The organism is Porcincola sp. LCP21S3_C12 (genome assembly GCF_052118625.1).
Classification (GTDB): domain Bacteria; phylum Bacillota; class Clostridia; order Lachnospirales; family Lachnospiraceae; genus Porcincola.
In genome coordinates this window covers 1-11,652 of record NZ_JBQKGW010000032.1, presented here as the reverse complement: position 1 = coordinate 11,652, position 11,652 = coordinate 1, and the positions used below count along the sequence as shown (strand labels likewise).

Here is an 11,652-nt window from a genome sequence, read left to right as displayed (position 1 = left end):
ACAATTCGCAGAAACAGTTACTTTTAAAGTGACTGACACATCTGTAGAAATCCAAAATCGGCGCGAAATAATCTGCCGGATGGGACATCATTTAATTTGCCGGACAACACGCAGGGTGCAAACGCCATAGTGGACACGATGAGCGCAACTGTTATAAAAAAGCATAATCCTGGCATGAGTGATACGCAGTTAAGACAGCTTATCACCGCCCATATTGATGAGGACGAGTTTTGCCGCTATGTGATACAACGGGACATAAACGGGATTGCCCTTGCTCTGCGGGAAACACACAAGGACGATTTTTTCAGCGTCCCAGAGGATAACCCGCTAAAAGAAATGCTGGAAACTGCTGGTGAAATCGTCAGCCAGGACAGCGACACGGAACAAGCGTACTTGGCGTTTATCTGCAAACGGCTCAAGCTGAATTTTAGGAAGCTGTCAGTAGAAGAACGGAAGTGGCTGAAAAAGATTGCGGAAAAATCCGACTTGCTGAAGAATCCAAAACCGCAGAGAGGACGAAGATAAAAAATGCCTGAACGGCGGTTCTGGTTTTTCAGAACCACCATCCAGGCATTTTGTTTAGTAATAGAAAAAGGTGCAGTTGATTATTGCGTATTGTCAATCTCTCTCAAACCGGGTAGTAAAAATACGGCAAGCGCAACGATGATAATGCCAATTCCGCAAATGACAAACCATTTCTCAACTCCCAGCCGCTCCGCCAGAGGCCCGGAAATGACAAGGCCAAACGGCATGGCGAGGGAAGCGGCGCTTGTCAGTAGAGAAAAAACTCTCCCCAGATATTCTGGTTTGACCGTTTCTTGAAAAATCGCATTTTGCACACCGTAAAATGGAGCGGAAATTCCCATAACAGTACAGCACACAACAAAGACAAGAAATGCGTCTGGCGGCAAAAGCCCGGAGAGCATATTGCTAACGCCCATCAGGAGAACGGAAAGACCGATGGTGTACCGCCGTTTCTTAAAACCGCCCCAAATGCTCAGAATGACTCCGCCAAGCAGCATACCAACCGCAAAAGCAATTTCAGCGGCAGAGGCATGGGCCGGTGTTCCTTTGAAGTATGACATACAGATGAGAGGAAAAAGCGTACTGATTGGCATATAAAAGAACATATAAATTACACCAATCCAGAGCAGAGCAAAGAGGCCCCTGTTTTGCTTTAATACCACATACCCCTCTTTCATATCCTGTAAAAACTGTTGTCTTTTCGTTTCTGGACATAGTTCAGGCGTTGGTATGGACGAAATCGCAACAGTCACACAGGCAAGGATTGCACCCACAATATCTAACAATATAATTGCATTAAGAGGCCAAACAGCATATAAAAACGCTGCGGCAGCTGGACTGATAATCGCACTTACTGCTTGCATGGTCTGCGTGTAACCAGCGCATTTTGTAAGTTCCTCTTTTGGCACAATCATAGGTGTTGCTGCGCTGAATGCTGGAGAATGAAAAGCAGTTCCCGCACTTCGGATTAACAGGACAACCATAATAGACCATACGGGCAATTCCATGTAAAACGCCACCAGCGCCAGAATACCGCCAGCGGCGGCAATTATCAAATCCGCACCAATCATTACGCTTTTACGGCTGTGCCGGTCAACAAAAGCACCTGCAAACGGGCCTAAACAGGCTTGCGGCAAAAATCCAATCAGTGTTGCCGCCGTCAATATGATTGCAGAATTAGTTTTCGCAACCAAATAAAAGATAATGGCCATTTGCAAAATACCGCTGCTAATAAAGGATATTGCTTGTCCGGCAAGAAGTGTAAAATAAGTTTTTCTCCATGAATTGTTGTTTTGGGTCATAATGCGAACCTCCTTTTTTATTGCATTGTTCCTTTGTTTCTGCAATAAAAAGCAGGCGTTGTCCCACAGAGAGGGCAGACGCCTGCATAACAACAAAGCACGAAAAAACACCACGATACAGTTCAAAGACTGCTCGTGTCAAACCTACGTGTTCCTTTGCATACGCACGCAAAAAAAGCCCACCATCATGTGGAAAGGTACTTCTACTTTTTATTGCTTATTAGCGTACACAAATTAACACACGTAAGCCTCCTTCCAATCTCAAACTGTCGCACAGTATAACACACATCCGATAGACTTGTCAACCATTTTTAACCTTGTTTTCCATCTTGTTTTTCCATCTCTTACGGGCAGTAGCAAAGCCAGGCGAGCCAGTCAACGGTCAAGATGAACGGCGCTTTCAGCGCCGCCGTTGACAGTCTCGCCCGTCTTTGCTAATGGGTAATCAAGGCGGGAAAGCCATTTTAGGGCTTTCCCGCCCATTTCAATTTTGGGAGAAGAAAGGCCCCAAAATGAACGAGTGCGGCCAAACACTTTTAGGGATTGGCCACCTTGTCCACCCATCCAGCGGGGCGGCGGGGAACGGTCAAGGCCGGGCGTCAGCCCATTCATTTCAGCCTTGACGGTTTCCTGCCGTCCTGCTACTTTTCCCGGAGTGTGGCCACACATCTGGTCACGGTGTCCAGAGCTTTGGGACTTTTTGTCCCATAGGCCGGGGGCGGAGGACGAGGGACGGGGGCTTTCATAATACGCCCTGTCTGCTGCTGAAATCAGCCCTTTGTTTCCGGCTTACCAGCCCCAAACAAAGCCCTGCTTTCCTGCCGCGTCAAATGCCCTTGCCCTCCCCGGCGGCAACGGTATTTTCAGGGCAACGCCGACAGAGCGTATAACACACTACACTTTGCTCCGCAAAGTCGTGTGCCAAATGGGGCGCTGCCCCCTTTGGAAACCCCCGCAACAAACAGGTGCTATGCACCCAGCCGGGAGCATAGCGCCGTTTGTTGTCAGCAGCCCGTTTCACGGTCTGCGTGTAGTTCCTTGTAAACTGACCTAAATCACAGCTCAAGACTGTTGTCATTTAGGAGAAAATCATAGATCGACATGATCGTAATCCCCTGCTCATTTCTCCAAAGAGGGGAATTTGTGCTGGTGATGATGATTTTCTTAAACGAATCAGGTACGTGAACAAGCGATTCCTGTTCCTGATTCATCTTTTCCTGATCAGGAATTGCAAAAGCCGATTGCAGATAATAGCGCTTGCTGCCTTTATTTGCAACGAAATCAATCTCGAGTTTTCTATTAATTCTTGATCCATTTTCCGTCGTTCGAACCGGAACCACACCGACATCAACAGAATACCCGCGATAAAGCAGCTCATTGTAAATCACATTCTCCATCAGATGAGTTTCTTCAAACTGACGGAATCCGAGCAGAGCATTTCTCAGCCCGGTATCTGCGTAATAGTATTTCACTGGCGTTGAGATGTATTTTCTTCCCTTGACATCGTACCGTTCTGCCTTTGATATCAGGCCCGCATCCTGAAGATACATAAGATAATCTGCAATGGTAGGCGCCGAAACTTCTTTTCTTCCTGAACTCTTAAAAGTATCGGAAATTCTCTGGGGATTTGTTAATGATCCGACAGACGACGCTATCACTTTCATCAGCTCTTCCATACCCAACGGGTTTTTCACGCCGTATCTTTCCTCAATATCCCGAAGGTAAATTTCTTGGTTCAGAGAATCCAGGTAATGCACCTTCTGCTCGTCCGTTTTCAGTGAGAGAATATTCGGCATCCCACCATATAGCAAATAATTCCTCCAGGTATCTTCCCTTGATTTGCCAAACACCGGAAAATATTCGGAGAATGACAATGGCAGTACTCTTACTTCATCTCCTCTTCCCCGGAACTCTGTTAATACGTCCGTTGCCAGAAGTTTCGAGTTGCTGCCTGTGACATATACATCCACATTTTTCCTTCGCAACAGTCCATTCAGAATTCCATATAGTTCAACATTCGTGTCTTTCTGCTTCAGTTCTTCCTTTGAGATCGCAAGCTGGATTTCATCCAGAAACACAAAATAATGCTCCGTGGAACTTTGGATCCTTTCCTTCAGATATGCGTTCAGATTTTCCGGCTTTCTGTACTCCTTATTGTCTATATCATCAAGTGACAGCGTAATGATATGGTCTTCAGGAACTCCGTTTTCAATCAAATAATGATAAAACAGGTTGAACAGCAGAAATGTTTTTCCGCTCCGCCTGACACCGGTGATAACCTTAATCATTTGGTTATCGATCCTCGAAATCAATCTTTCAAGATAATGCTTCCGTTCGATAATCATGAGCTTCTCCTATTTAGTAATTTGAGCCAATGGCTTTGTTTTCTAAAGTGATATTATCCAAGTATAAACTTCATGTCAATATCAATTAATTTCTTTAAGCCAGTGGCTCTATTTTCTAAAATAGTTTCCGCAGTGCTTCTCCGATATCCACGTCCATACACACCGCCTGATCCGCAATCTCCTCCGGGCAGTACGCCTCGTCCTTGTTGATGCAGGCATAGAAGGCATTTGGATTCTCTTTTGTATACTGCCAGAAGCTGAATTTTATGATTCCGGGTGTGTTGGCTCCCACGCCAAGTTCCAGATACAGTACATGAAGTTTCTCATGCCTGCGAAGGAAATCGGAATATGCCGCCGATGCTCTGTGCCAGCCTTCATCCTCCACAAAAGAATCATCCGCACGAAGATTCATTGTGACGCCCCTTCCGTCATCCGGGCATTTCGGGATCAGATCTGATGGAATCCGCATCGCAATTCGCCCATCCTCCGGCACCTGATATACGCCGTCAGCATCTTTCACAAAACCCTGTGCCTCCATTGCCTTCATGACCCACTCCTCATTATCATATGTTTTTTGAAGTGATGGATTCACACTTTGGAACAGTCCGTAGTCTCCCTGCGTATAGAAAAGACGCTTTTTATCAAATCCTGCTCTCTGGAATTGGTGATCCACGTTGGTAGTAATCGCAAAATAGTCCCTGTCCTTTATGAGATTGAGAAGTTTTCCATAAACAGGCTTTGGAGCATCGATATAGCGGTTGTAGTAGATATGCCTTGCCCACCATGCCCAGCGCGTCTCTTCGTCCGGGAAGGGATAGAAACCGCCGGAATAAATATCTCGGATACCATATCTGTTTGCAAAATCGAAAAAGTAGCGTTCAAAACGCTCTCCACTGTATGTAAGTCCTGCCGCTGTAGACAAGCCCGCTCCGGCTCCGATTACAATGGCATCGGCACTTTCAATTTCTTTTTTTAGCCTTCCGATCCGTTCTTCCTCAGTCCCCGCGCCGAATGACATATTTCTGCTGAAATATCTCATCGCGCGGAGTCCTTTCTGAATGCTCTCCTGATAGCCGTTGGGCAGTTCACTGTATAAGTTCTTCATAGTATTCTTTGTCCTCATCCTTAAAAACATTGAAGATCACTCTTTCCATCACTCCAGGATTATCAGCCATCCATTTTTCTACCGTATCGACAGCAATCTCCGCAGCCCGTTTATTTGGAAAGTGGAATACACCTGTAGAAATGCAGCAGAACGCCACACTTTTCAGTCCATTCTCCCTGCACATATCAAGTGTGTTTCTATAACAATCAGCAAGGTCTTTTTCAAGTGCAGATGTCAGCCGTTTCTGCACGATAGGCCCCACAATATGTATGACCTTCTTTGCAGGAAGATTATAGGCATCCGTCAGCATGGGAACTGCGGTTGCCTGTTCATAGTTCCTGCCGAATCTCTCGCGCAAATGATTCATCTGCCGATTACACTCAGCCCGTAATTGAACTCCGGCAAAAGTATGGATGCAGTTATCAATGCAGGTGTGCATCGGTATAAAGCATCCAAGCATCTGCGAGTTGGCCGCATTGACAATGGCATCCACCGCAAGCCTTGTAATGTCTCCCTGCCAAATGGAAAATCCGTCCCGGATAATCGGGATGTCGGAAAGATACACTATGCCTTTCTCTTTGGCTCTTCCGGTCAGATATTCATCCTGAACCGCAAGCACATCATCTGACAACGTCTTCGGCATACGGATGTTCATTAAAGAACGCAAAATCCGCTGCTTTCCCTCCGTATCTCCCGGCACCTGTACATCTTTATATTCATCGGAATCAGCCTTGAACTCTTTCACAAGATAGTCAAGCCGCTGTTCCTGCGTTATTTTCTCACTCATAGGATTACTTTCTTTCCACAGCTCCTGCGGGACACGTCGTCAAACAATTTCCACAGTGGAGACAATGAGCCTGCTCAATCACATATGGAATGCCAGCGGTAAGGATGCAATTTTGCGGGCATACTGCTGTGCAGTTTCCGCATCCAATACAGGCATCGGTAATAAAATATCCTTCCTGCTTTTTTTCTGTTCCGCCAAAGGTAAAACTGTCCCGTTCTATCGGCTTTTTCGAAAGATCAAACCATTCGCCGCTGCCTTTGTAAATCTGAAAAACGGTCAGTGCCTTCATCGCTTCTTCTGTTGGGTAAATCTCATGCATATACGGATTCTTGTCGAACAGTTCCGGGATTTTATCATGCCCAAGCTCTCTGACCTTGCGGCGAACAGACACGGCAACGCTTGACATGGTATCTTCGCCTTTCATAGCCGTAAATGCAAGAAACTGCTGCTTGATAAGCCTGTCATAAAAGCCCTTTCCTTTTGCGGTCAAAAAGTACAGGCTGTCCCCATCGGTATCCATCATATCAATGGCGGCAGTAACGGGAAGCCCCTCATCGTCTACCGTAGCAACAACAGTCGTGTGTATTTTCTTTACCACATAGTTCAGATAATCTTTTGCTGTCATGATCAGCATCTCCTTTGAAAAGGGCTCCGAAACGTATCTGTTCCGGAGTCCCATTTGCGTCAGGCTTCTTTTTCGAGAATTTCCTGCATCCCCGTCCGCAGATCCTCTATCGTGTATTTCTTCATTTCATCTTCCATCGCATTCTGGATTGCTTTCAGCTTTTCATCCAGCAGCGCGTGGATATTTCTTCCGACAGGACACTCAGGACTGGGATTTTCATGGAACCGGAATAAATCGCCGCCCTCCAAAGGCTCAATAGCCTGATATACATCATAGAAGGATATTTCCGACAGATTTCTTGTTGGTTCGATTCCACCGGTTCCTCTGGCTACCGTGATAAGCCCTGCATTTTGTAGCTGTGTGAGTATTTTGCGAATGATAACCGGATTAGTTCCTATACTTCTTGCGAGAAAATCACTCGTAACCTTATATTCATCCTTAAATGTATCCACACAGGTGAAGATATGCAAAGCCACAGTAAACCTGCTCGATATCTGCATAATGACCACCTCCTGCTATCATTCTACATTAAATATGATGTAATTTCAATGGTTACATCTATTTTTTCAAAAAAATTTCCGGACGCTTTTTATGCATCCGGAATTTATTATTAGTTCTGACATCTATCTCGCAGCCACAACTCCCCAACATCTAACTTGGCAACTCAACATAGTGACATCTATCGTGGCAACTCAACTCTCACACTTTTTGAACCGGATTGCCCTTGGATAAGTTACCGAGAAGCGTTCATACTGCCCGATGGCAAATTTGCTCGATTGCCCGAAAACCGCTTTATTACTGGGCTTTCGCGCCTATTTTCCTTCGACCCTTGACATCAAACAGACCGTCTCGACGTGCCCCGAGACAGTGGAAAATATAATCACGCTGCCCGGCTGTCTGTAGGAACATATCGAAAATATGCCTCTGTTTGCGGAAACACATCGTAAATCCACGTTTCAAATGAGGAAAAAAATATCTAAAGAAATCAAAGCGACAAACTGAAATTTGCCTGCTTAAATAATGTTAACAACTCGCTCCCGGATTCCGGCATCCCGCGCTTTATCCACTCGATCATCCATCCGTAAATCCCATATGCCCAAAATGATTTCAAATAAGCTTCCAAATTTTCCATCTCATCCGTGATCTGTATAGTGTTCAAAATCGTTTCAAGCATGACAGAGGCCATCCCGGCTTGATAAAGGATGGTGTAATATTCTTTATTTTCCCTGTAGAAATCAAAGAGGGATGGAAAGAGCGTTTCCGGGGAGGATTCAGGATTCGTTTCATAACGGCGTCCCCACTCTTTAATCAGACGGTCAGCCTCCTCTCTAAGAATGTCTTCCTTTGTTTGGTAGTTTCGGTAAAACGAAACTCTGCCGACCTGCGCCTTCTGCGTCAATTCTTTGACAGAGATATCGGCGATGGATTTCTCCTTTAAAAGGCCTACCAATGCAGCTGTAATCTGCTTTTTCACATAAGAGTTTTTCTGCTCGTTGTTCATATTCATCTGATGAAACAAACCTCAATCTATTGTATCATTTTCGATGAAACACTTGTATCATCGATATTTTATTGATACACTTATTTCAACAGTTTGTCAAGGAGGCCTTTATGAAGAAGGTGATGAAAATCGTATTGGTCCTGTCAGCAATTATTCTCGCGCTGGGCATCGCAGTATTCTTTTATATTAAGTCCATGCTGCCTGGTGGTGACGGGAACAACGACATTGTCGAGGGCTATTACAAGAACTTCAGATCGGATGCTCCGTTGGAGATGAAGTATTCTCAGCCCGGTTCTTATGAGACAGCCTACACAGAGTTTGCTTCTGATAATGAATCTATCCGTAAGATCCGGGTTTGGTACCCCAAAGACCTGGAAACGGGTGACAAGGTATGGCCGATGATCACGGTGGTCAACGCCAGTGGCACGCCCGCTTCCTCATTCGAACCATTTTTTCCGCGTTTAGCCTCTTGGGGCTTTATAGTGGTCGGAAACGAGGACGGGCAAACCGGAAATGGCGAGACGGCCTCCCTTACTCTGGACTTCATACTGAATGTCCCTGCCGACAGCGTACTATCAGGCAAGATCGACTATGAGAACATGGGCATTATCGGTTATTCCCAGGGCGGAGCCGGAGCAATCTGCGCACTGACAAATTATGAAAACGGCAGGCACTATAAGACCATTTTCACTGGAAGCGCAGCTTATCCCACGCTTGCAAAGAATATGGGCTGGGAATATGACACCTCCAAAATTACAGTGCCTTATTTCATGGCTGCCGGTACCGGAAAATCGGACGACTCCGGCAAAGACCCAGAGAAGGGTTTTGGCGGCGTTTCACCCTTATCCGCTCTTATGGAAAATTACGACAAAGTTACCGACAGCGTCATGAAGGTCCGCGGCAGAGCTAACGGTGCAGAGCACGAGCAGATGCTGATGCGCTCAGACGGCTACATGACTGCATGGATGCTTTACCAGCTCACAGGTAATGAAGAAGCGGGCTCGGTATTCATTGGAAAAAATGCGGAGATCCTCCATAACATCAACTGGCAGGATGTTGAAAAGAACAAATGACTGAAAAAAAGAAAAATAAGCTGCATGCCCTGTTAATGACAATCTTAGTCATACTGGCTGTCTTCATTGCAGGAGCGGTCGTTCTCCTTACACATACGCAAATCATGGTAGGCGCCATACAAAATCTGTCGCAGGGAACTGTTAATACAAAAAATCTTTTTGAGCCCCTCCACGAGCCTTTGATGGCAAAGAAAAATAACGGTCAGTATATCCGCAAAATTCCGTTTTGTCTTTCCGACATCCATCCCCTACACCCAGCACCCCGATATCCAATCCCAAGTCTCAACCCCTGACATCCAGATGCGAGTTTCGATCCTGTCACAAGTTGTTTACATTTTATTTTCAGGCCATCCTGGATATTTTTGCGCAGAGCGTTTACGATTCTCTCCGGAAGAAAATCCCGGATGACCGAAAAAGGCTTAAAATCAGACTTTGGAGACGATTTAGTCCTTTACCCTTGACATCATCAATACTACCGTCTCCACATGAGATACGGGGCTATCTGTGAATTTGTCGTTCATGTGCACAAATGCCGCATATATACAGCATTTTTCAGCGGTTCTGTTGTCTCGCGCATTTCATTCTCAACGGGGTCTATATTTTAGAATTTCAACCACTTCATTCTCCGTTCCGGCGTTCTTGCGGACAGCAGTAAAAAACAGCGTCTTATAGACCAGCTGATCCGGATTGCTCGAATCCCATCCTGTCTCATATCTGAATCTCGGCACCTGATTAAAATGTTTAACGGCCACATAGTCGGTGACACTGAATATCCCGAATAAAATGACAGCACAGGCAGCTATGCAAATAATACGCTGCACCTTCTTCGCCAGGATTCTTCTCGTTAGGAAATAGATGCCCGCAATCAGTATAATGCTCCCGATCACAGAGTAGATACTTCCCCAGCTGCTTTCACTCGGAAATATCGATAATGCCGATACAATAACAAAGATGCCGAAGCCCGACAGCAATGCACCGATGATTCTCTGCTTTCCTGTTTTTAATTCATTACGGCTGTACTCCGCCATAGCCACAGCGGTTTCTTTTGTTTCCTGATTCATGTTCTCGCTTTTCCTTTCTCCATTGATGATTTCCGGTATGCTCACGTCATAGAACTCTGCGATCTCGACCAGCATACCGATATCAGGCATATTGCTTCCTGTCTCCCATCGGGATATCGTTCTGTTGGAGACATTCAGCTTTTCAGCCAGACTTTCCTGTGTCAGATTTCTTTCCTTCCTCAGTTCTTTCAGGAAAGAGCCTATCTTGACCTGATCCATATGGGTGACCTCCTTTCCATGCCATGATACGATCCGGAATCATCCTTTAACACGACACAAAGCGAGAAATGCCGTGTTTTGCTGCCGGACAATGTTGTCTGCCTGCTTAAATTCCTATTATTTCTTCCGTTTGGAGCTGTACTTCGTACTTCTGCGTTTCAAGCCATCTTCCGTGATTTCCATATTGCTGCGCATCGCCCGCTCGATCTGCACCGCCTCAAATTTCTCCTTGGAGATGATTCCGGTGTGGTGATCAATAAGCTTATACTGGTTCTCGGAGCCACCGGAATCCGCGATCGCTACATCCCCGGTTTATTTCATGTTGATCAGGATGGATTCTATCGTATGCTTGCTCCATGTATCTTTCCCTCTGGGACTTTTGATCTGTTTGCTCTCCAGCTGCTTCTTGATGCCGACCGCGCTTGCCTCTTCCAGATACCAGTCAAAGATGTTCCGGACGACCTCCGCCTTTTTCTCATCGATGGCAAGCATGCCGTTTTTGTCTTTGTAATATCCGTAGCACGGTCTGTCATATAAACCGGACGTGCCGTTAGCCGTTCTCTGCTTCAGACCGATTCTGATATTCTCGCGCTCTCTGATCATGCGGTTGAATTGTTCTCGTATGGATCCTGTCTTTGCCGTACCTACATCAATAAAGATGTCCGCAACGAACCATGTCCGGTGTGCTGCCGCAAGACGAGTAAGCCCCGATATCTGATTGGCAAGGCTGTCGAGCTGCTCCTTACTGTTTGTGCTGACCCGGGCATAGATACCGACACTGTAGTCTTTGATGACACGGTTTTTCTCTATGCGTACGACATTCTTAATGTCATCCATATGACATTCTCCTTTTTGCCCCATTAAGTTTCTTATTTATTGCAATGATGTCTGGGCATTTTTACAATATGTGTCCTGACAACAGTTCCCTTATTACACACCCTCCGAAAACCTCAAAAACAGTAGTTGCCTTGTTACGCCAAGCTTAAAAAGCAGTTGCCTTGTTGTTATCCCGCATTTTATCTGGTCCTAAACCATACCACATTCAATCAAATTAAAAAGAGGCACAGCATAAATTATTCTGATGGATTTTACATCGGATTGCTTTATGCC

11 protein-coding genes and 1 pseudogene are annotated in these 11,652 nt (G+C 45.7%); 3 read left to right on the top strand and 9 right to left on the bottom strand.

Going from position 1 to position 11,652, the window contains the following annotated elements:
• Positions 1-111: 111 nt before the first annotated feature.
• Positions 112-525 (top strand): annotated as a pseudogene (locus tag ACTQ1N_RS11960) (helix-turn-helix domain-containing protein); the annotation flags it as partial.
• A gap of 80 nt (positions 526-605) precedes the next feature.
• Here ACTQ1N_RS11960 and ACTQ1N_RS11955 read toward each other — a convergent pair.
• From ACTQ1N_RS11955 to ACTQ1N_RS11925, 7 genes are all read right to left on the bottom strand, one after another.
• Complete coding sequence (locus ACTQ1N_RS11955; RefSeq protein WP_002584949.1) at positions 606-1,826, bottom strand: MFS transporter; 1,221 nt, start codon at positions 1,824-1,826, stop codon at positions 606-608.
• A gap of 1,055 nt (positions 1,827-2,881) precedes the next feature.
• Positions 2,882-4,171 carry an ATP-binding protein gene (locus ACTQ1N_RS11950; protein WP_441956904.1) on the bottom strand — a complete coding sequence of 430 codons (1,290 nt, stop codon included), beginning with the start codon at positions 4,169-4,171 and terminating at the stop codon, positions 2,882-2,884.
• Positions 4,172-4,286: 115 nt separating this feature from the next.
• Positions 4,287-5,276 (bottom strand): SIR2 family NAD-dependent protein deacylase, encoded by a 990-nt coding sequence (locus tag ACTQ1N_RS11945; protein ID WP_441956903.1) that lies wholly within the window; start codon positions 5,274-5,276, stop codon positions 4,287-4,289.
• Complete coding sequence (locus ACTQ1N_RS11940; RefSeq protein WP_441956902.1) at positions 5,257-6,063, bottom strand: protein-ADP-ribose hydrolase; 807 nt, start codon at positions 6,061-6,063, stop codon at positions 5,257-5,259. Before ACTQ1N_RS11940 ends, ACTQ1N_RS11945 begins: the two co-directional genes overlap by 20 nt.
• Positions 6,064-6,067: 4 nt before the next feature.
• On the bottom strand, positions 6,068-6,688 hold the full coding sequence (locus tag ACTQ1N_RS11935) for a 4Fe-4S binding protein (protein ID WP_441956901.1): 621 nt from the start codon (positions 6,686-6,688) through the stop codon (positions 6,068-6,070).
• Between the two features lie 59 nt (positions 6,689-6,747).
• On the bottom strand, positions 6,748-7,188 hold the full coding sequence (locus ACTQ1N_RS11930) for an Rrf2 family transcriptional regulator (RefSeq protein ID WP_441956900.1): 441 nt from the start codon (positions 7,186-7,188) through the stop codon (positions 6,748-6,750).
• Positions 7,189-7,673: 485 nt separating this feature from the next.
• Complete coding sequence (locus tag ACTQ1N_RS11925) at positions 7,674-8,189, bottom strand: TetR/AcrR family transcriptional regulator (RefSeq protein ID WP_441956899.1); 516 nt, start codon at positions 8,187-8,189, stop codon at positions 7,674-7,676.
• A gap of 110 nt (positions 8,190-8,299) precedes the next feature.
• Here ACTQ1N_RS11925 and ACTQ1N_RS11920 point away from each other — a divergent pair, with 110 nt between their 5' ends.
• Both ACTQ1N_RS11920 and ACTQ1N_RS11915 read left to right on the top strand, forming a co-directional pair.
• On the top strand, positions 8,300-9,262 hold the full coding sequence (locus ACTQ1N_RS11920) for a poly(ethylene terephthalate) hydrolase family protein (protein WP_441956898.1): 963 nt from the start codon (positions 8,300-8,302) through the stop codon (positions 9,260-9,262).
• A complete protein-coding gene (locus ACTQ1N_RS11915) occupies positions 9,259-9,555 on the top strand; it encodes a hypothetical protein (protein WP_441956897.1) in 297 nt (98 codons plus the stop codon). The genes ACTQ1N_RS11920 and ACTQ1N_RS11915 overlap by 4 nt, the downstream gene beginning before the upstream one ends.
• Before the next feature lie 291 nt (positions 9,556-9,846).
• Here ACTQ1N_RS11915 and ACTQ1N_RS11910 read toward each other — a convergent pair whose 3' ends face one another.
• Entirely contained in the window at positions 9,847-10,542 is a 696-nt protein-coding gene (locus ACTQ1N_RS11910) for a helix-turn-helix domain-containing protein (RefSeq protein ID WP_441956896.1), read from the bottom strand.
• A 312-nt stretch (positions 10,543-10,854) separates the two neighbouring features.
• Entirely contained in the window at positions 10,855-11,379 is a 525-nt protein-coding gene (locus ACTQ1N_RS11905; RefSeq protein ID WP_441956895.1) for a recombinase family protein, read from the bottom strand.
• Between the last annotated feature and the right edge of the window lie 273 nt (positions 11,380-11,652).

Coding starts and splice junctions, on each gene's coding strand:
- ACTQ1N_RS11925 (WP_441956899.1), bottom strand. CDS start 8,189: ATGAACAACGAGCAGAAAAACTCTTATGTGAAAAAGCAGATTACAGCT.
- ACTQ1N_RS11935 (WP_441956901.1), bottom strand. CDS start 6,688: ATGACAGCAAAAGATTATCTGAACTATGTGGTAAAGAAAATACACACG.
- ACTQ1N_RS11910 (WP_441956896.1), bottom strand. CDS start 10,542: ATGGATCAGGTCAAGATAGGCTCTTTCCTGAAAGAACTGAGGAAGGAA.
- ACTQ1N_RS11930 (WP_441956900.1), bottom strand. CDS start 7,188: ATGCAGATATCGAGCAGGTTTACTGTGGCTTTGCATATCTTCACCTGT.
- ACTQ1N_RS11905 (WP_441956895.1), bottom strand. CDS start 11,379: ATGGATGACATTAAGAATGTCGTACGCATAGAGAAAAACCGTGTCATC.
- ACTQ1N_RS11920 (WP_441956898.1), top strand. CDS start 8,300: ATGAAGAAGGTGATGAAAATCGTATTGGTCCTGTCAGCAATTATTCTC.
- ACTQ1N_RS11950 (WP_441956904.1), bottom strand. CDS start 4,171: ATGATTATCGAACGGAAGCATTATCTTGAAAGATTGATTTCGAGGATC.
- ACTQ1N_RS11915 (WP_441956897.1), top strand. CDS start 9,259: ATGACTGAAAAAAAGAAAAATAAGCTGCATGCCCTGTTAATGACAATC.
- ACTQ1N_RS11940 (WP_441956902.1), bottom strand. CDS start 6,063: ATGAGTGAGAAAATAACGCAGGAACAGCGGCTTGACTATCTTGTGAAA.
- ACTQ1N_RS11955 (WP_002584949.1), bottom strand. CDS start 1,826: ATGACCCAAAACAACAATTCATGGAGAAAAACTTATTTTACACTTCTT.
- ACTQ1N_RS11945 (WP_441956903.1), bottom strand. CDS start 5,276: ATGAAGAACTTATACAGTGAACTGCCCAACGGCTATCAGGAGAGCATT.